We start from the raw sequence: 19,620 nt of genomic DNA, 5'->3' as shown, positions 1-19,620 counted from the left end.
ATGGGATATAAATCAGTTTGTTTTAAGTTTTGTGATCAGTTGCACGCTTTATTGATAATGGTTGGAATCGTCAGACAATTAAATGGGGGCTTTATTCCGAGGCTTTTCTTGTGAAAATAGTCCGAAAGAAGAAAATTTAAATAATTGTTCACCTTTTCGCTACTTATCGATTGAATTCGTTTGAGTGGCCCGTATAATTTGCTCGTTTTTTGCTGCTTGACTCAATGGGGTAAAAGGCAGTTTTATACCTCACTCAGCATACCCTTCGTGTGGTTCGGAGAGAACAAACGTCATGCCTGTATCCCTTTACAGTGGGAAAATCGCACGAAAGCTGCTGTTTTTGCAGTTAATGACTTTTGTTGTTCTCAGTGCTGCTTTTGGCTTTAAAAGCCTGGAATGGAGTGCTTCTGCTCTGGCAGGAGGATTGGCGGCTTGGTTGCCCAGCGCCATGTTTATGTTGTTTGCTTGCCGCCATCAGGCAAAAACAGCAGCTCCAGGTCGTGTTGCGTGGTCGTTTGCCATTGGCGAAGGGTTAAAAGTTATCGTAACGATAATTTTGCTGATTGTGGCTTTGGGGCTGTTTAAAGCAGCGTTTGCGCCACTCGGTTTAACCTATTTGGCGGTGCTGATTGTGCAGATATTGGCACCGGCTGTGATTAGCGGCTACCGTACTTAACCGTTATCGTATTTAACTACAAAAAGGGTAAGAGGCATCATGTCTGCATCAGGAGAAATCTCTACTCCAAGGGACTACATAGGTCACCACCTGAATAACCTTCAGTTGGACCTGCGTACCTTTGAGTTGGTCAATCCCCACTCACCTGGCCCTGCAACGTTCTGGACGTTGAACATTGACTCTTTGTTCTTCTCTGTCGTGCTGGGGTTAGCTTTTCTGTTTGTGTTCCGCAAAGTTGCGGCAGGTGCCACCAGTGGCGTGCCTGGCAAATTGCAGACTGCTGTTGAGTTAATTATCGGTTTTGTCGATAACAGCGTGCGGGATATGTACCACGGCAAAAGTAAAGTCATAGCACCATTAGCCCTGACCGTGTTTGTTTGGGTTTTATTGATGAACATGATGGACTTACTGCCAATCGATTTACTGCCTTACATCGGTGAACATGTCTTTGGGTTACCTGCATTGCGCGTGGTACCTACTGCGGACGTGAGTATTACCTTGTCCATGGCATTGGGTGTCTTCATCCTGATTCTGTTCTATAGCATCAAAATGAAAGGTGTAGGCGGCTTCGTAAAAGAACTCACGATGCAGCCGTTCAATCACCCGATATTTATTCCAGTTAACTTAATTCTGGAAGGTGTCAGCCTGCTGTCCAAACCCGTTTCACTCGGTTTGCGACTGTTCGGCAACATGTATGCGGGTGAGTTGATCTTCATCCTTATTGCGGGTCTGTTGCCGTGGTGGTCACAGTGGATGCTCAGTTTACCTTGGGCTATCTTCCACATACTGATTATTACGTTACAAGCCTTTATCTTCATGGTTCTAACGATTGTCTATCTGTCGATGGCGTCCGAAGAGCACTGATTTTCTTATAACATTACTACGTTTAACTGAAATAACTGGAGACTGTCATGGAAAACCTGAATATGGATCTGCTGTACATGGCTGCCGCTATAATGATGGGTTTAGCGGCAATCGGTGCTGCGATCGGTATCGGCATCCTGGGTGGTAAATTTTTGGAAGGCGCTGCACGTCAGCCTGACCTGATTCCTCTGCTGCGTACACAGTTCTTTATCGTCATGGGTCTGGTTGACGCCATCCCTATGATCGCTGTTGGTCTGGGTCTGTACGTGATGTTTGCTGTCGCGTAAGTAGAGTTTTCTCTACCGTGAACTACACCAAACTATTAACTTTTAAAGAGGCATTGTGCTGTGAATCTTAACGCAACAATCCTCGGCCAGGCCATCGCGTTTGTCCTGTTTGTCCTGTTTTGTATGAAGTATATATGGCCGCCAATTATGGCTGCCATCGAGAAGCGTCAAAAAGAAATTGCTGACGGTCTCTCTTCTGCAGAGCGTGCCAAAAAAGATTTGGACTTAGCGCAAGCCAATGCGACCGACCAACTGAAGAAGGCTAAAGCAGAAGCACAGGTGATCATTGAGCAGGCAAGTAAACGCAAAGCTCAGATCCTTGATGAAGCTAAAACTGAAGCCGAACAGGAACGTAACAAAATCGTGGCGCAAGCGCAGGCAGAGATCGACGCCGAACGTAAGCGTGCTCGTGAAGAGTTGCGTAAGCAAGTCGCGATGTTGGCTATAGCTGGCGCCGAGAAGATCATCGAACGTTCCGTGGATGAAGCTGCTAACAGCGACATCGTTGATAAACTGGTCGCTGAACTGTAAGGAGGGAGGGGCTGATGTCTGAATTTGTAACTGTAGCTCGCCCCTACGCCAAAGCAGCTTTTGACTTTGCTGTTGAGCACCAGGCGGTTGATCGTTGGCAGGATATGCTAGCGTTTACTGCCCAAGTGAGGCGCAATGAACAGATCGCTGAATTGCTTTCCGGTGCTGTAGCACCTGAAACAATGTCTAAGACGTTTATTGCAGTCTGTGGTGATCAGCTCGATGAACCCGCACAGAACTTCATTCGAGTTATGGCGGAGAATGGCCGTTTACTGGTTCTTCCTGAGGTGCTACAGCAGTTTATTCAACTGCGTGCCTCGCTGGAGTCGACCGTCGACGTCGAAGTGAGCTCTGCGAGCCCACTGAAAGACGAACAGCTAGCTAAAATTGCTGCTGCGATGGAAAAACGTCTATCACGCAAAGTTAAGCTGAATTGCAAAATCGATAAGTCCGTAATGGCCGGCGTAGTAATACGTGCAGGCGATATGGTGATAGATGGCAGCGTTCGCGGTCGTCTAGAACGCCTGGCGGACGTCTTGCAGTCTTAAGGGGACTGGAGCATATGCAACTGAATTCCACCGAAATCAGCGAACTGATCAAGCAGCGCATTGCTCAGTTCAATGTGGTGAGCGAAGCTCACAATGAAGGTACTATTGTTTCCGTTAGTGACGGGATCATTCGCGTACACGGCTTAGCCGATGTTATGCAGGGCGAGATGATCGCACTGCCAGGCAACCGTTACGCAATCGCACTGAACCTGGAGCGCGACTCCGTAGGTGCTGTAGTTATGGGTCCGTACGCCGATCTTGCCGAAGGCATGAAGGTTAAATGTACTGGCCGTATCCTGGAAGTTCCCGTCGGTCGTGGCCTGTTGGGTCGCGTCGTCAATACTCTGGGTGAACCTATTGATGGTAAAGGTCCGGTAGAAAACGACGGCTTCTCAGCTGTTGAAGCTATCGCACCTGGCGTTATTGAACGTCAATCCGTTGATGAGCCTGTTCAGACGGGCTATAAGTCAGTGGATGCCATGATCCCAATTGGTCGTGGCCAGCGTGAATTGATCATCGGTGACCGTCAGACAGGTAAAACTGCTTTGGCGATTGATGCGATCATCAACCAACGCGATTCCGGCATCAAATGTGTGTATGTTGCTATCGGCCAGAAAGCCTCTACTGTTGCTAACGTAGTGCGTAAACTGGAAGAGCATGGCGCTTTGGCTAATACCATTGTGGTTGTAGCTACCGCCTCAGAATCTGCAGCATTGCAGTACCTGGCACCTTACTCCGGTTGTGCTATGGGTGAATATTTCCGCGACCGCGGTGAAGATGCGCTGATTATTTATGATGACCTGTCTAAACAGGCTGTTGCATATCGTCAAATCTCCTTGCTGCTCCGTCGTCCACCAGGTCGTGAAGCTTACCCTGGCGACGTATTCTACCTCCACTCCCGTTTGCTCGAGCGTGCTGCGCGTGTTAACGCCGACTACGTTGAAGCCTTTACCAAGGGTGAAGTGAAAGGTAAAACCGGTTCTTTGACCGCATTGCCAATCATTGAAACTCAAGCAGGGGACGTTTCCGCGTTCGTTCCGACTAACGTAATTTCGATTACCGATGGTCAGATCTTCCTGGAATCCAGCCTGTTTAACGCCGGTATTCGTCCTGCGGTTAACCCAGGTATCTCCGTATCTCGTGTGGGTGGTGCAGCGCAAACCAAGATCATGAAAAAACTGTCCGGTGGTATTCGTACTGCTCTGGCACAGTATCGTGAACTTGCTGCGTTCTCCCAGTTCGCATCCGATTTGGATGATGCAACACGTAAACAGCTGAGCCACGGTCAGAAAGTGACCGAGCTTCTGAAACAGAAACAATACGCACCGATGTCTGTTGCGCAGCAATCTCTGGTTCTGTTCGCAGCTGAACGTGGTTATCTGGGTGATGTTGAGTTGGCGAAGGTAGGTAGCTTTGAAGCTGCGCTGTTAGCGTTTGCTGACCGTGAGCATGCCGAGCTTCTGCAACAAATCAACCAAACTGGCGCGTACAACGATGAGATCGAGGGCAAGCTGAAAGGCATCCTTGATACATTTAAGGCAACCCAGTCCTGGTAACGCTATGCGGCCTTGCTTTTCATTAGAAAAGCAGGCCGTCTGGTAATGAGGAGAAGCAGAAATGGCCGGCGCAAAAGAGATACGTTCCAAGATCGCCAGCGTGCAAAACACGCAAAAGATCACCAAAGCCATGGAGATGGTCGCCGCCTCCAAAATGCGTAAATCGCAGGAACGCATGGCGGCCAGCCGTCCTTATGCAGAAACTATGCGTAGTGTGATTGGTCACCTTGCGTTAGGTAATCTGGAATATAAACATCCGTACCTGGAAGAGCGTGACGTTAAGCGCGTTGGGTATCTGGTGGTTTCTACAGACCGTGGCTTGTGCGGTGGTTTGAACATTAACCTGTTCAAAAGACTGTTGGCTGAGATGAAAGGTTGGTCTGAAAAAGGCGTTGAATGTGATTTAGCGCTGATTGGATCAAAAGCAGCTTCTTTCTTTGGTTCCGTGGGTGGCAAGATTGTCGCTCAGGTTACTGGCATGGGGGATAACCCTTCCTTGTCAGAGCTTATCGGGCCAGTCAAAGTGATGTTGCAAGCCTATGATGAAGGTCGTCTGGATAAGCTGTATATCGTTAATAACAAGTTTATCAATACGATGTCTCAGGAACCACGGATCATGCAGCTACTACCGCTTCCGCCTGCGGAAGATGGTGAGCTGAAGAAGAAATCCTGGGATTACCTGTATGAACCCGATCCTAAAGCATTGCTGGATACCCTCCTGCGTCGCTATGTGGAATCGCAAGTTTATCAGGGCGTCGTTGAAAACCTGGCCAGCGAGCAGGCCGCGCGAATGGTAGCGATGAAAGCCGCCACCGATAACGGCGGTAGTCTGATCAAAGAGCTGCAGTTGGTTTACAACAAGGCTCGTCAGGCCAGCATCACTCAGGAACTCACCGAGATCGTCGGGGGAGCCTCCGCGGTTTAACCAGGTTATTACCCTAAATAGTTCAGATTGCGAAACGGCGGCAACTGAGCAAATCCCCTGGCGCTTGCTAATAAAGTAAGCAACTGGGGTGAGAAAAAGCAGCCAACGCCCCAGCAATTTGAAATATGACGGGTAAACGTATTACGTAGAGGATTCAAGATGGCTACTGGAAAGATTATCCAGGTAATCGGCGCCGTAGTGGACGTCGAATTCCCCCAAGACGCTGTACCAAAAGTGTACAACGCCCTTGAGGTTGAAGGCACTGCTGAGAAGCTGGTGCTGGAAGTTCAGCAACAGCTAGGCGGTGGTGTTGTTCGTTGTATCGCAATGGGCTCTTCCGATGGTCTGAGCCGCGGGTTGAAAGTCATCAACCTGGAACACCCAATTGAAGTGCCGGTTGGTAAATCAACTCTGGGCCGTATCATGAACGTATTGGGTGACCCAATCGACATGAAAGGTCCGATCGGTGAAGAAGAGCGTTGGGCAATCCACCGTGAAGCGCCTTCTTACGAAGAGCTTGCCAGCTCACAAGATTTGTTAGAAACCGGTATCAAAGTAATGGACTTGATTTGCCCGTTCGCTAAGGGCGGTAAAGTGGGTCTGTTTGGTGGTGCGGGTGTTGGTAAAACAGTAAACATGATGGAGCTTATTCGTAACATCGCGATCGAGCACTCAGGTTATTCTGTATTTGCCGGTGTGGGTGAGCGTACTCGTGAGGGTAACGACTTCTACCACGAGATGACGGACTCCAACGTTCTGGACAAAGTATCCTTGGTATATGGCCAGATGAATGAGCCACCAGGTAACCGTCTGCGCGTTGCTCTGACCGGCCTGACCATGGCGGAGAAATTCCGTGATGAAGGTCGTGACGTACTGTTGTTCATCGATAACATCTATCGCTATACCTTGGCCGGTACGGAAGTATCCGCACTGCTGGGTCGTATGCCATCTGCGGTAGGCTACCAGCCAACGCTGGCAGAAGAGATGGGTGTGTTGCAGGAACGTATTACGTCCACCAAGACGGGTTCAATCACTTCTGTTCAGGCCGTTTACGTGCCTGCCGATGACTTGACTGACCCATCACCAGCAACCACCTTTGCTCATTTGGATGCAACCGTCGTTTTGAGTCGTCAAATCGCCTCTTTGGGTATTTACCCTGCGGTTGACCCACTTGACTCCACCAGCCGTCAGCTTGATCCGCTGGTTGTTGGTCAGGAGCACTACGATGTAGCGCGTGGCGTGCAGTCTATTCTGCAACGTTACCAGGAGCTGAAAGACATCATCGCAATCTTGGGTATGGACGAGTTGTCAGAAGATGACAAACTGGTTGTATCCCGTGCGCGTAAAATTCAGCGCTTCCTGTCTCAACCGTTCTTCGTGGCAGAAGTCTTTACCGGTTCACCGGGCAAGTTCGTTTCGCTGAAAGATACCATTCGTGGTTTCAAAGGCATCATGAACGGCGACTATGACCACTTGCCGGAGCAGGCGTTCTACATGGTTGGCACCATTGAAGAAGCAGTGGAAAAAGCCAAGAAACTGTAACGCTGTTGACTGGAGGGTGACATGGCTGCAATGACTTACCATCTGGATGTTGTGAGCGCAGAGAAGAAGATGTTCTCTGGCGTGGTACAAAAAATTCAGGTGACGGGTAGTGAAGGCGAACTTGGGATTTTCCCAGGTCACGCCCCACTGCTCACTGCCATTAAGCCTGGCATGATACGTATCGTGAAGCAGTTCGGTGAGGAAGAGTTTATTTATCTTTCTGGCGGCATCCTTGAGGTGCAACCGAGCGTTGTGATCGTATTGGCTGACACAGCTATTCGCGGAACTGATCTGGACGAAGCTAAAGCGCTGGAATCTAAGCGTAAAGCCGAAGATCATATCAACAACTCCCACGGCGACGTCGACTATGCTCAGGCATCCGCTGAATTGGCGAAGGCGATTGCGAAATTACGCGTAATCGAACTGACCAGGAAGGCGATGTAATTTTATACTGATGGGTTGCGTTAACTCGTTGATTTATAAAATTACTATATATACTCAGGTCATTGGGGTTGCAGGTAGGTAGCAAGCTAACGCCACTGCAACTTCCAGTACGAAGGTATAAATAAAAAATAGAATGCCAGTCAGTAAATCTGATTGGCATTTTTTTTACCTATACACCAGATAACACCGATACTCGCCTTTTGTTTATATCCCTTAATTCGCTTTCCTACTATTTAGTTAAGCCTCAGCTAAACTCAAAGCGTTTCTTTCTGAAAACTCTTGTTTCTTGTCGTAAAATAAGTGGTTAATAGCGTGAATATGTACATGTGTTTTGACAAAAACAGCACGGGAAGCGTCGCTGATCGCAGACACTTTTCGCCCCATTTTTTCGTTACATGACGAGTAGCAACAACCCTTTAACCATGCGGGTTGAGTACGTTTTTCGTTGAGAAATATGTAGTAATTATTTCGCTAAACAGGTTTACTTCCGTCTATTAAATTGGAGTTATCAGGTTGCTTATGTCTAACAGCTCAATGAGTGTAGTCATCCTTGCCGCAGGTAAGGGAACACGCATGTATTCCGACCTTCCTAAGGTGTTACACCCATTGGCAGGTAAGCCGATGGTTCAGCATGTTATTGATGCGGCCATGAAGCTGGGTGCAAAAAACGTTCATCTGGTTTATGGGCACGGCGGCGATCTGCTGAAAAAGACGCTATCCGATCCCTCTTTGAACTGGGTATTACAAGCTGAACAGTTGGGTACCGGGCACGCGATGCAACAAGCCGCACCGCACTTTGCTGACGATGAAGATGTGCTGATGCTATACGGCGATGTGCCGTTGATCTCTGTGGATACCTTACAGCGACTGCTGGCGGCGAAGCCACAAGGCGGCATTGGCTTGTTGACCGTGAAGCTGGATAACCCAAGTGGTTATGGCCGTATCGTGCGTGAGAATGGCGACGTGGTGGGGATTGTTGAGCATAAAGATGCCAGTGATGCACAACGCGAAATTAATGAAATCAACACCGGAATACTGGTTGCTAATGGGCGTGATCTAAAGCGCTGGCTATCACTGCTGGATAACAATAATGCTCAAGGTGAGTTTTATATCACCGATATTATTGCATTGGCACATGCTGATGGTAAGAAGGTTGCTGCGGTTCACCCCGCTCGGTTGAGTGAGGTTGAAGGGGTAAATAACCGCCTGCAACTCGCTGCTCTAGAGCGTGTATACCAGTCTGAGCAGGCTGAGAAACTGTTATTGGCCGGTGTGATGTTACTGGATCCCGCGCGCTTTGATTTGCGCGGAGAATTAACACATGGTCGTGATATTACTATCGATACCAATGTCATCATTGAAGGTCATGTGACTTTAGGTGATCGGGTTCGTATTGGTAGCGGATGCGTACTGAAAAATTGTGTGATCGGTGATGATTCTGACATTAGCCCATACAGCGTATTAGAAAACTCACGCCTGGATGCTGGCTGCTCTGTTGGGCCATTTGCCCGCCTGCGCCCAGGTGCTGAATTAGCTGAAGGCGCACATGTTGGTAACTTCGTTGAAATCAAAAATACCCGCTTGGGTAAAGGCTCGAAAGCGGGTCATCTTTCCTATTTGGGCGATGCCGAGATTGGTTCGGGCGTAAATATTGGCGCAGGAACCATAACTTGCAACTATGATGGAGCTAATAAGTTTAAAACTATTATTGGCGATGATGTGTTTGTTGGGTCCGATACTCAATTGGTCGCGCCGGTCACTGTTGCAAAGGGTGCCACTATCGCTGCGGGAACTACCGTAACTCGCGATATTGCGGAAAATGAGTTAGTGCTTAGCCGTGTTAAACAAGTCCATGTTCAGGGCTGGCAGCGTCCGGTGAAGAAAAAATAAGCTATACCCGTTATATTTCAAGCTGCATGGTGCGTTGGCTGCGTTCAATCACCCCAGTTACTTACTGGTCGTTGACCTTAAAATAAGTAAGCTTCTGGGGATTATGAGCCTCATTAGAGGTTCACCCTACGGGCCAGCGTAGGCGCTGTTCAAATTGGTTTACAACCAATTTGTTGCTCAATTGCTGCCTTCCTGCAACTCGAATTATTTAGGTTATATTAAAACAGCCCCTTCAATATCGTTTATTCTTTGAAGGGATGTTTTGCCCTGTGTTTTTGGTTTATCTATTGATGCTGAAAACACAGAGCAAAACATAATAATCCCCAACTCTACAGGCTCGGGGAACCCGGAAAATCCGGAAAATCAGGTCACTGACATCGACAAGGTTCTAAAAGAACCTTACATAGGAATAAAATAGATGTGTGGAATTGTTGGCGCAGTAGCGCAACGTGATATCGCTGAGATTCTGATCGAAGGTTTACGTCGTCTTGAATACCGTGGCTATGACTCTGCTGGTTTAGCAGTGGTTGACGCTGAAGGTAATATGACGCGTTTACGTCGGGTGGGTAAAGTACAGGCGCTGTCTGATGCTGCCGAAAATCAGGCTTTACATGGTGGCACCGGGATTGCACATACCCGTTGGGCTACCCATGGTGAGCCATCGGAAGCCAATGCGCACCCTCATGTTTCTGACTATATCTCTGTGGTACACAACGGCATTATTGAGAATCACGAACCTTTACGTGAATTACTGATTGGTCGTGGCTACCGTTTCAGTTCTGAAACAGATACTGAAGTTATTGCTCACTTGGTGCACTGGGAGCTACAGCAAGGTGGATCTTTGCTGGAAGTGGTTAAGCGTGTTATCCCGCAATTACGTGGCGCTTACGGCACTGTCGTTATGGATAGTCGTGACCCAAGCCGTTTGGTGGCTGCGCGTTCCGGTAGCCCATTAGTGATTGGTTGTGGTGTAGGTGAAAACTTTANTGCCTCTGACCAACTGGCGTTATTACCCGTGACTCGCCGCTTCATCTTCCTGGAAGAAGGTGATGTGGTTGAAGTAACTCGCCGTAGCATCGCAATTTTTGATAAACAGGGTAATGCTATTGAGCGCCCTGAAATTGAATCTCAGGTGCAGTACGATGCCGGTGATAAAGGTGTTTACCGCCATTACATGCAGAAAGAGATTTATGAACAGCCAATGGCGATTAAAAATACGCTGGAAGGCCGTTTAAATCATGGTGTAATTGATTTGTCTGAACTTGGCCCTAAAGCGGATGCATTATTGGCAAATGTTCAACATATTCAAATTATTGCCTGTGGTACCTCTTATAACTCAGGCATGGTTTCGCGTTATTGGTTTGAATCATTAGCCGGTGTGCCTTGTGACGTAGAGATTGCGTCTGAGTTCCGTTACCGCAAATCCGCTGTGCGCCCAAACAGCCTGTTGATCACCTTGTCACAATCAGGTGAAACTGCCGATACCTTAGCTGCTCTGCGCTTATCAAAAGAGTTGGGGTATTTGGGGTCGCTGGCTATTTGTAACGTCGCTGGCTCATCGCTGGTGCGTGAATCAGATTTAGCGTTAATGACCAAAGCCGGTACTGAGATTGGCGTAGCATCAACGAAAGCCTTTACCACTCAGTTGACAGTATTACTGATGCTGGTGGGGCGTATTGGCAAGCTGAAGGGCGCTGATGCCAGTCTGGAGCAGAATATTGTTCATGCGTTACAGGCTCTACCTGCTCGTATTGAACAGATGTTGTCTCTGGATAAAACCATTGAAGCGCTGGCTGAAGGTTTCTCTGATAAACACAATGCCTTGTTCCTTGGTCGCGGTGATCAATACCCGATTGCGATGGAAGGCGCGCTGAAACTTAAAGAGATCTCTTATATTCACGCTGAAGCTTATGCTGCGGGTGAGTTGAAGCACGGCCCATTGGCATTGATTGATGCTGATATGCCGGTCATCGTGGTTGCGCCAAATAATGAATTGTTGGAAAAACTGAAATCCAACATTGAAGAAGTGCGTGCCCGTGGCGGTTTGCTGTATGTGTTTGCTGATCAAGATGCCGGTTTCACTGACAGTGAAGGGATGAAAATCATTCAGTTACCACATGTAGAAGAGATTATCGCGCCTATCTTCTATACCGTGCCACTACAGTTACTCTCTTACCATGTCGCGCTAATTAAAGGCACCGACGTGGATCAGCCACGTAACTTGGCAAAATCAGTCACGGTTGAATAAGCTGCGATAGATATAGCACAAAATATTGTGGGCGGATGAAATAGCCGTTAACTCGAAAAGTCCGGTTATGCTGTTTAACAGCATACCGGATTTTTTTATGACCAAATTAAAACAGTCATTGTCAGAAATCGGCAAAAGTTACGTTGCCGGTTTTTTAGATAGCTGCCGCTATCATCAGTTTATATATAAAAACACAATATATTACCCAACGACACTTTAATGCCACAGCGTCGTTGGGAGAGTGTCAAGGGACATAAATAATTTCGAAGGTCGAGGTTAAATCTCTAAGCTCTTTCCTTGCCCCATCCTGGTAATGAATCTGCACATCATAATGGTAGATCAGCTTTTCTTGCGGATTAAGAATGAGTTGCAAGGCCGATACTTTCACTTCTAAGGTTTTGGTAGGCTGCTCGCTATTCAGTGCTATCGTCTGGTGGTTGATACTGATTAGTATCTGTTCTATGGGTTTCGGGCCGGTGGGATCATAAGCACCCTGGCTGCTGATAAACTTCAGCGTTTTGACAATTTCAACTGGGGTGGAATTATCGATAAACAGCTGGGGATTATTTTTATATGCAACCGGCATCCTGAGCTGTGCCGGGATATTGTCAGGGCTAAAGCCTTCCTGTTTAACTTCCAGCTCGCCATTGAGCAACAGATGCTGTGCCGTGGTATCAAACAGCGCATCCCAAATTTTTGCAAACTGCGCCGATGGCAGCGTGAACGAATCAATAATACCGCTTTGCAGGTTTACTATTGCGTTGGTTTCTTCGGTTTTCCCCGCCGGTAATGACAACCGTAGTTTAAGGCTATGTGCACTGGAAAAAGGGATCAACTTACCTTGTGGCTGGGATTGGATAAAGGTAGTTTCGGCGTCGCTAATGCGTTGTCTGTCCACCTTGGGTAGCAAGAAATAGTCAAAGGTCACATTAAACTGAGCCACCTCTGTTGCCCCTTCTGGTGCAGAAAAGGAGATCGACAACATGGGTTTATTATTGTCATTGCTGTTACTGGCCAGTTGAAACGTATCGGGTAAATAATAAAGATAATCTTTACGAATATTATCCTGATAATAGTTATACCAGTATTGATGATATTCTATTGGTGTGAGAATTAATTCAAGACGTGGATTCGGTGGCGCAATGCCGCGGTAGATATAAGGATAATAATTTTCCGCAAAATAAAATATTTTAGGATCAGTAATAGTATTCAGCAGGCCGGTATCAGATTTGATGGCGATCACCAGCGTGGTTTGCGCATCGTAGTTGGATAAGGCTCTTAATAACGCATCTCGCTGCTCAAGTTGGGTTAGTTTTAATTGAGCCTGATATTGCCGTTCAGCTTTGAGTGCCACGTCCTGAAATATCATTTCATTGAATTTGCCAAACTGATTGAAATTGAGCACTACATAAGGCATTTCCTGAATGTTTTTGTTGAGAAAAAAACTCAGTACCATCGTCCAACTAATGCCATCTGTTATGGTTTCAATCTGATAGCGTATTTCGCCAGAGACATTCTCGGTACTGACCTGTGCTATCAATTCATCGGATAATGGCGTTAGAGTTGCCCGTAATTTTCTGGTCAGATTAACATTTTCGGTAAACTGCTGCTGCGCGTTTTCCAGAATAATTTTGTTTAGCGTGACCAGATCATTGAGAAAGATGTTCATAGGTATCCTTCGTATCATAGAGAACAGAACAACGCCTCAGCGCTGATAAATAGGATGAGGTCCACAGATACTGCCCATCGTGACGACGATAGAGTGGTATTTCCCCAGCACCATTGGCAAACTGCCATTTTTTTAACGGCGTAATAATGTCAGATAGTGTATCGATACCGATATTTTGGGCATATTCAAGTGTGGACAACCATTCGGCGGGATGAGCGTAGTAGGGGGTTAATTGGGTTATTCTCTGATATTCGTTTTGGCTCCAGACGACGGCTTTATTAAGCATGGTGATAATACGATAATAAGCCGGTAGGGTTGCGCATTGTTCGCCATAAAAACGATACAGTAAAATGAGCGCATTGGTATTAACACAGCAGTCGAGCTGGCTAATCTCATTATTTTGTTTCATCCAAGTGTGGAAGGTTTGACATTCAGCCCATTGATGCTGCGGTTCGGTAAGTCGGGCATCAACCTTCTGTAGCTGATAGCCATTCATCTCAACCAGCGTCAGGCGAACGGCGTCAGGAGAAATACGGCCAAATTTGTATAACATTTCGGTAATTATCGCCGTGTCATCAATATCGGCGTCAATCATCTGGCCGTTCATCCAACAGGGATGAGCGTGACGAGGCCAGAAACTGAAATGACCGGGGCGCGTTTCACAACTAGCGAGAAAATCCAGCGCGCGATCAATATAGGGAGCCATTTGCTCGGTGTAGTCGAGCGTCCTTAATACTTGAGCCGTGACAAAAGCATTGGCATCCAGATGCCACTGGCCGTCGGGTGTTCTGACGCTGGACAGGAATGCCCCGTTTTCTGACTGCTGTTGTCGGAGGATTGCATCTGGCGACATGCCGCGCGGCGGCGGCGGGCTACGGTCTGGTAGGGCAACCTCGCGCCAAAGGTCGTTCTGCGGGCTGAAGGTACAACTGACGCCGCACCTTGCCTGTGCATCAACCGTAAAGCCGATGACATTAAACTGAAGAGGCACATTCTCCTTGAGCAACGCTTGTAGCAGTGGCATGGGCTGTGCCACGTGCTGCAATAGCTCACCAATCTTGAGGGCAGCTTGCGCGTTGCCGCCTAAAAAGCGCGGCGCCATAGTAAACAGGCTAAAACTTTCCAACTGGCGTTGATGGTTATAGACCAGGCTGAAACCATAGGTGGTGGCGGGGAATTCATCTGGATTAGGCATGTTAGCTAATACCTGCCTGAGCAGCGCGGCCAGCGGAGGAAATCCACGTTCAGTACCAAATAACCGCATAACGTTGGCAATGTCCGCCAGCGTTATTTCTGCGCTGTGCCACTGATAATAATATTCAGTTGGTGTGTCAGGGTTATCTGGGTAATAGCCAATCATCAACAGCGATAGTCCGGCTGCGGTTAACTGATGTAGGGGATAATCACTATTGGCGTGATTTAGCGGGGAGGCATACAGAGCGATTAATGCTTGATTATTTGGCGGAACTTCGGAGTAAACCTTGGTTTTAACGCCGTCAGCGGTATATTTCCGCCCCAACCATGAGCCAAATTTTAGCGCTTGGGTAGGTGTATCCGGCCGTTGTATCCGGGCAATGTGTGCGAAGCAGGATGCAGATGAGTCTGACGAGGCGTATGGGTAATTTTCCGCACTGAAGGCCCCAATATCACGAGCTTGGGTGGATAGCGGGAGAAAAGTATCAAACGTGCAAGCCACAGCTTGCGGTTTTATGCTGGATGTCGTGAACTCCAGTGGACAACCGTTATAAGCCAATAGACTGGTATTAAATGTCGCAGACAGCAGCCCCGACGCCATCCGTTTCTGGCTAAAACGGTGAATGTCGGGTAATAGCGTGCCTGTTAAATCCGGCACATGATGGCATAAAGTGGTTACCAGGGCGTCCAATGCCGCTGGTAACACCGCAACGCGTTCAACCATGATTATTTACCGTAGCTCATGTCGGAATAACGATGGCAGGCGGATTATCTGTACCGTCGACCAACCGGGTATGCCCACCGACCTCAAGATAGGTAATCGTATAATGAACCGTCCAGGGTTTCTCTGTCAGGCAACGATACTTGAAGGTTTGCGCCTTGGTTTTATCGGGATTAAAGGAGAACCTCTTGGTTTTCTTTTGTTCTTTGTCATCAAGATAAGTGAGTTCAACCAGCACCTGATTGTATTTATCCCAGGAGAATTGGCTGTCGAGGAAAATATCAATTTCATTGAAAGTGAGTAAATTACTCGGATCGAGACCGATGGTGGTAGAAGCGGTTTTGAATTTTGACTGATAGCTGCTGTTACCTTCCCAGCCGGAGCTGCTCGCTGATTTAAAGATAAACTCGCCTTGAATATCGAGTAATTCATTTTTGTCTTTGCTTCTGGCAATATTTTTCCGCCATTCTTTACCGTCTTCGGTAAAGGCATCACTGGTATAGACATTGTTATTGTAGCTGGCTTGAAATGCTGCCGCTTTGATACCGAACTCTTCAAAGCCATCAGGGCCGAAGATTTGCAGTTCGATTTTCTGAAAGAACGGATCATTGACGTTTACTTCAATAAAATAAGGTTTATCTTTTTGGGCTTTTAACGTGTCGGTGCCGATAAAGTTTTGTGGTACGGCGGCCTGAGTAATCGCTTTTGATGAAGTGTAGTTAAAGGATAAGGTTTTATGCTCGGTAATGTTGACCACTTTTAATTCCAATGATGCGCAGGGGAAAAGACCGCCTTTTCCTGTTTCATCTTTACTGCCAATCAATGATTCCAGAATGGAAGCGCTGGCTGATTTTGCCTGCTCATTACTTTCTGCGTTTGGTTTAATGGTTGCGTTGAAAAATATCTTTAGTAGTTCTTCTTTGACAAACTGTAATGCCCACTCTTTTTCTTTGGTCGCCTGATCGCCGGGCATACTTTCGGTCACTTTAATCACGAGTTTTTGATCTTGCTCCAGTTTCTTAATCACGCTGTCAAAGCCGAGCCAAAAACTTGCCGGTGTCTCGACCGGAATAGGAATATTAATGCCAAACTTAGCACCAAATTCCTTATATACGCTGTCAAATTCTGCGGTGACATCCACTTTCAATGCCGGGGTGATACCGGTATAAGTGAGGTTGTAAGCCACAGCGGCAGGTGCCTGCGCTTGATTAAATGCGGCCTCCAGAATAACTGCCTGTTGTGGCGTCAGTTTGGCACTTAAAATGGCAGTGTTATTCCCAAACAGGCTAGGGCTTTGTGCGCTGATCAACTGGCCATTGGCATTTTGTGCATCCAGAACAAAAAAGTTCACGGTACCGTTGTTAAACGGTACTGGCGCTTTACGGGCATTTTGCGGCTTGATCTTCAGTTTATTCAGGTAATCGGTAAACGCAGTATTGAGTTCGCCTTCATCGACAGCAGTATTGACCTCAAAGTTGATGTATCCTCCCTGTTGGTTGGTGTCATCACCGGTGTATTTAATTAATGAAAATACCGGTTTTCCATCACGTACGGCAATATGAATATCACCGGGCAAATACCAAAATTGGTTTTCATCTGAATCATCAGAAAAAAACGTGATATTTTTAATCGTAGCGGTTTTCTCTCTCAATAATAACATGATACATCCTTATGGTCAGTTGGTAATATCGATCTGATCTTCATCGGTAATGAATTCTTTATTTTCAATATCGCCGTAATTATCAATAATCATGATGTCGAGATTAATAAACAGTAATGTCGGGTCGGGTTGATCTGCGCTAAATAATGCAGGTTCTGACTGGTCTTCAGAGAAATAAAATGCTTCCTTTAACGTGTTCATGGCGAATTGGTTATAGCAGTAAGTCACATTGACTAGAACCTGTGTGATTCTTTCCCAGTCAAAAGCTGGGGTGATTTTCAGCGTTCTTTGTTTATAGAGTCGTGAAGATATGCTGACATCCTGGCTGGTGGGCTGGTCTAACCTTACTGGTATATGGGGAGTGTTAGCGCTAATGCTATATTCTTTGATTACCGAAAAAGTATAGCATTCAGGATCTGGTAGCATGATGCTGTATTCTTCTGACGGTTTTTTCTCGGTGATGTGGAAATTTTTTGACGTATTGTTTTCTTTGTTTTCAATATGGGTACAGGTGATATTTACCAATATTGATGTATACCATGCCCAGTTGAATTTTTTTTCTGTGGCAATAACGAAATGATAACGGCTATATAACGATTCAATGTCTAAAAAAATTTCGGTTAAGGATGTGCTCATGATGGCTGAACTGACAAACATCACACCACCGACCGGATGGTTAAAATATAATGTGAACTGATACTCCACCGGCCAGGACATTTTTTTTGTTACAGGGTCGATAATGGCTGAAAAACGGAACGTTTTAGCCGCCATATTATTTCTGGAGAAAACTAATGGGGACCGCGTGGTGCCATAAGTCAAATTGAGCGCCACCAATTGAATATTCTCGTCTAACTCAGATGTCAGCAGTTGAGCTTTTATGGTGCGGTAAGAGAAAAAATCATCCTGAAGCTCGTGATAGCTTACGACGTCGATGGCATCATAATGGCTCTGGCTAACCAATGTGGCAAAAAGCGCTTGAGGATAGAGAGATCGCCGCACTACCGTAGTTTCGGTGATTCGGGCACTGAGTGTCCGTTTATCAATATCTTTAACTGAGATGTTTTGTAATTGAAAACCAAATTTTGGCTCGGGAGCCGTTTTTATTTGACCAAATACTGGAGTGAAAAATTCGCAAGTCAGAATCGTGCTCAATTCAGCCGTGGCTTGTCTTATGTAATGGTCGGGATTGGTATTTCTTACCTTGATAGTAACCAGCTTATTACTGATTAAGGTTTCGGAAATATCATCAATATTAAAAGAAAAAATCAGCGCATTAAAACCGAATGAGATTTTCAGATATTCATATACCTGATCCCATTGGGCATCAAGTTCAAAGGTTGAGGGGGGTAACTGTTGCAGGTAGTCGATTTTATAACTGACAGCAATCGGTGCTGATTCCGGTTGCTGAAGCAGCGCGACGATTCGCTCAATATCATTCGCATCAGTCAGTGCGGCCATGATATAGCAAAACTGATTATTCCCCAGCGAGGTGTGATTCAGCAGTTGAGGCATAGCTTGTGGAATACTGAGCGTGGCAGTGCTGGCAATAATTTGTAGGGGGAGCAGGATAGCGTCCGGCGGAATATCGGGATTATCCCGAGCCGCTGCCTGTGCTGCAGCCATACTGCTGTTCAGTTGCGTCTGCAATGAGAGTATTGCGTAGTAAGTCATCGGTTGCGCGGTGGCGCTATTCCTGAATATTTGGTAACGCACTTCGGGAATAGTCTGCTCATTCACCAGAATACTGGGTGCCAACGCGCTATAATAATAAACTTGGCTACCTGGCATTACATTAATAAAACCGATAGTTTGTTCCGTTATTCTGTTATCCATGGGGGTGTCCATGTTGAATAAAAAACAATCAACCGAGCATCAGTCATCAATGCAATGACCGATGCTCTGCCTATCCAATAGTAATGAACACTGTTCATCACCGCCTCAACGGGAGGGCCGGTTCAGAGGCAGCACGTTTGACCGCCGCTACGCCAGAAGAATGACGGGCCATTAACACTTCACCACCACCGCGACCGATGAACCGGTTACCTTGCCCTCAATTGGCTTGGGATCGCGCTCGTCATTGTAAATAATGGTGCCGCTGTAGGTGATTTCAGGAATGTCATCTGTGCCATCGGGTAAAAATTCGAAGGTAAGGTCGCGGCGGGTGGTGGTGTCCACGAGATCTTTTTCTTCCAGACTAATCGATTGAGTCTGTTTAAACTTGTAGGTCTTATAGTTCACCATCATGTCGAAGATGATAATTAGTACATCTTTCTTCGACGCGATGAAAAATATGGAGTAGGTCGTTTTCCTCGGTAAGGCATCCATTATTTGAATCTGATTCGCGCGGGTGCTGCCATATCCGGGTAACTGTGGGGATGGCTCAATACCTGGTTCGATGTAAGTGAAATTACCACCATCCCGGGTATAATAATTGGTAGTGAAATAAATGGGATTCTCTGGCTTCATGCCTATTGGATAAATAAAGGGTTTTGGCTGCGTGGAAATATTCAATACCTGGGTATCGCTTTTTAATTCTACACCATGCGCTGGATCGGAATATTGGGCTTTCAATAGCACCTGGCTGAATGTTTCCCATGCATGTGCATCAAGTAACGAATCAATTTGTGCGTAGACAATACCGCATTGTGCCATGTTGATATATTGAACCAGACTATCAATTACATCTATTTTACCTGAATGATAGGGTTTTGAATGTAATCCTGAGAAATTCACCGTATATGAATAGCTGTAGGTGCGTCCCAGTTTTTTATCAATATACCATTTCTCGGTTTTTTGCGATGCGGTGTTTTTTCTGTCGAAGCGGAGTGTGCTGACATGATTATCATCATATTTTGCGATAATAAT

15 protein-coding genes and 1 pseudogene are annotated in these 19,620 nt (G+C 46.6%); 11 read left to right on the top strand and 5 right to left on the bottom strand.

Annotated elements, in window-relative coordinates; translation table 11 throughout:
- The first annotated feature begins 292 nt into the window (after nt 1-292).
- From atpI to glmS, 11 genes are all read left to right on the top strand, one after another.
- Nucleotides 293-676 carry a F0F1 ATP synthase subunit I gene (gene atpI, locus V1952_RS11610; RefSeq protein WP_032907978.1) on the top strand — a complete coding sequence of 128 codons (384 nt, stop codon included), beginning with the start codon at nt 293-295 and terminating at the stop codon, nt 674-676.
- 39 nt (nt 677-715) lie between these two features.
- Nucleotides 716-1,540: a F0F1 ATP synthase subunit A gene (gene atpB / locus V1952_RS11605; protein ID WP_005161179.1), complete on the top strand. Its 825-nt coding sequence runs from the start codon at nt 716-718 to the stop codon at nt 1,538-1,540.
- 47 nt (nt 1,541-1,587) lie between these two features.
- The gene (gene atpE / locus V1952_RS11600; RefSeq protein ID WP_004393045.1) at nt 1,588-1,827 is read left to right on the top strand and encodes a F0F1 ATP synthase subunit C; all 240 of its coding nucleotides are present in this window, start codon (nt 1,588-1,590) and stop codon (nt 1,825-1,827) included.
- 60 nt (nt 1,828-1,887) lie between these two features.
- Nucleotides 1,888-2,358, top strand: coding sequence for a F0F1 ATP synthase subunit B (atpF, locus tag V1952_RS11595; RefSeq protein WP_005186686.1), 471 nt, complete (start codon nt 1,888-1,890; stop codon nt 2,356-2,358).
- 14 nt (nt 2,359-2,372) lie between these two features.
- Nucleotides 2,373-2,906 (top strand): F0F1 ATP synthase subunit delta, encoded by a 534-nt coding sequence (gene atpH / locus V1952_RS11590; protein ID WP_420074769.1) that lies wholly within the window; start codon nt 2,373-2,375, stop codon nt 2,904-2,906.
- 14 nt (nt 2,907-2,920) lie between these two features.
- Nucleotides 2,921-4,462: a F0F1 ATP synthase subunit alpha gene (gene atpA, locus V1952_RS11585; protein ID WP_004703877.1), complete on the top strand. Its 1,542-nt coding sequence runs from the start codon at nt 2,921-2,923 to the stop codon at nt 4,460-4,462.
- Between the two features lie 61 nt (nt 4,463-4,523).
- The gene (gene atpG, locus V1952_RS11580; protein ID WP_002220756.1) at nt 4,524-5,387 is read left to right on the top strand and encodes a F0F1 ATP synthase subunit gamma; all 864 of its coding nucleotides are present in this window, start codon (nt 4,524-4,526) and stop codon (nt 5,385-5,387) included.
- A 159-nt stretch (nt 5,388-5,546) separates the two neighbouring features.
- The gene (atpD, locus tag V1952_RS11575) at nt 5,547-6,929 is read left to right on the top strand and encodes a F0F1 ATP synthase subunit beta (RefSeq protein ID WP_083161584.1); all 1,383 of its coding nucleotides are present in this window, start codon (nt 5,547-5,549) and stop codon (nt 6,927-6,929) included.
- A gap of 21 nt (nt 6,930-6,950) precedes the next feature.
- Nucleotides 6,951-7,373, top strand: a complete 423-nt coding sequence (locus V1952_RS11570; protein ID WP_004393020.1) for a F0F1 ATP synthase subunit epsilon — start codon at nt 6,951-6,953, stop codon at nt 7,371-7,373.
- Between the two features lie 519 nt (nt 7,374-7,892).
- Nucleotides 7,893-9,263 carry a bifunctional UDP-N-acetylglucosamine diphosphorylase/glucosamine-1-phosphate N-acetyltransferase GlmU gene (gene glmU / locus V1952_RS11565; protein WP_420071645.1) on the top strand — a complete coding sequence of 457 codons (1,371 nt, stop codon included), beginning with the start codon at nt 7,893-7,895 and terminating at the stop codon, nt 9,261-9,263.
- A 418-nt stretch (nt 9,264-9,681) separates the two neighbouring features.
- Nucleotides 9,682-11,511, top strand: coding sequence for a glutamine--fructose-6-phosphate transaminase (isomerizing) (gene glmS / locus V1952_RS11560; RefSeq protein ID WP_420074768.1), 1,830 nt, complete (start codon nt 9,682-9,684; stop codon nt 11,509-11,511).
- A 244-nt stretch (nt 11,512-11,755) separates the two neighbouring features.
- Here glmS and V1952_RS11555 read toward each other — a convergent pair whose 3' ends face one another.
- The 5 genes and pseudogenes from V1952_RS11555 to V1952_RS11535 all read right to left on the bottom strand — a co-directional run.
- The gene (locus V1952_RS11555) at nt 11,756-13,180 is read right to left on the bottom strand and encodes a hypothetical protein (protein ID WP_420074767.1); all 1,425 of its coding nucleotides are present in this window, start codon (nt 13,178-13,180) and stop codon (nt 11,756-11,758) included.
- Nucleotides 13,161-15,098, bottom strand: coding sequence for a hypothetical protein (locus V1952_RS11550; protein WP_420074766.1), 1,938 nt, complete (start codon nt 15,096-15,098; stop codon nt 13,161-13,163). The genes V1952_RS11555 and V1952_RS11550 overlap by 20 nt, the downstream gene beginning before the upstream one ends.
- 16 nt (nt 15,099-15,114) lie before the next feature.
- A complete protein-coding gene (locus V1952_RS11545; protein ID WP_420071643.1) occupies nt 15,115-16,755 on the bottom strand; it encodes a hypothetical protein in 1,641 nt (546 codons plus the stop codon).
- A 15-nt stretch (nt 16,756-16,770) separates the two neighbouring features.
- On the bottom strand, nt 16,771-18,588 hold the full coding sequence (locus V1952_RS11540) for a hypothetical protein (RefSeq protein ID WP_420074765.1): 1,818 nt from the start codon (nt 18,586-18,588) through the stop codon (nt 16,771-16,773).
- Nucleotides 18,589-18,759: 171 nt separating this feature from the next.
- Nucleotides 18,760-19,620: pseudogene (locus tag V1952_RS11535) on the bottom strand (hypothetical protein); the annotation flags it as partial.

The organism is Yersinia sp. 2542 StPb PI (assembly GCF_048593855.1).
GTDB lineage: Bacteria > Pseudomonadota > Gammaproteobacteria > Enterobacterales > Enterobacteriaceae > Yersinia > Yersinia enterocolitica_E.
The sequence above is the reverse complement of the archived record's forward strand: the minus strand, read 5'-3'. Positions and strand labels throughout refer to the sequence as shown.

Coding starts and splice junctions, on each gene's coding strand:
- atpE (WP_004393045.1), top strand. CDS start 1,588: ATGGAAAACCTGAATATGGATCTGCTGTACATGGCTGCCGCTATAATG.
- V1952_RS11540 (WP_420074765.1), bottom strand. CDS start 18,588: ATGGATAACAGAATAACGGAACAAACTATCGGTTTTATTAATGTAATG.
- atpB (WP_005161179.1), top strand. CDS start 716: ATGTCTGCATCAGGAGAAATCTCTACTCCAAGGGACTACATAGGTCAC.
- V1952_RS11545 (WP_420071643.1), bottom strand. CDS start 16,755: ATGTTATTATTGAGAGAGAAAACCGCTACGATTAAAAATATCACGTTT.
- V1952_RS11550 (WP_420074766.1), bottom strand. CDS start 15,098: ATGGTTGAACGCGTTGCGGTGTTACCAGCGGCATTGGACGCCCTGGTA.
- V1952_RS11570 (WP_004393020.1), top strand. CDS start 6,951: ATGGCTGCAATGACTTACCATCTGGATGTTGTGAGCGCAGAGAAGAAG.
- atpH (WP_420074769.1), top strand. CDS start 2,373: ATGTCTGAATTTGTAACTGTAGCTCGCCCCTACGCCAAAGCAGCTTTT.
- atpI (WP_032907978.1), top strand. CDS start 293: ATGCCTGTATCCCTTTACAGTGGGAAAATCGCACGAAAGCTGCTGTTT.
- V1952_RS11555 (WP_420074767.1), bottom strand. CDS start 13,180: ATGAACATCTTTCTCAATGATCTGGTCACGCTAAACAAAATTATTCTG.
- glmU (WP_420071645.1), top strand. CDS start 7,893: ATGTCTAACAGCTCAATGAGTGTAGTCATCCTTGCCGCAGGTAAGGGA.
- atpG (WP_002220756.1), top strand. CDS start 4,524: ATGGCCGGCGCAAAAGAGATACGTTCCAAGATCGCCAGCGTGCAAAAC.
- atpA (WP_004703877.1), top strand. CDS start 2,921: ATGCAACTGAATTCCACCGAAATCAGCGAACTGATCAAGCAGCGCATT.
- atpD (WP_083161584.1), top strand. CDS start 5,547: ATGGCTACTGGAAAGATTATCCAGGTAATCGGCGCCGTAGTGGACGTC.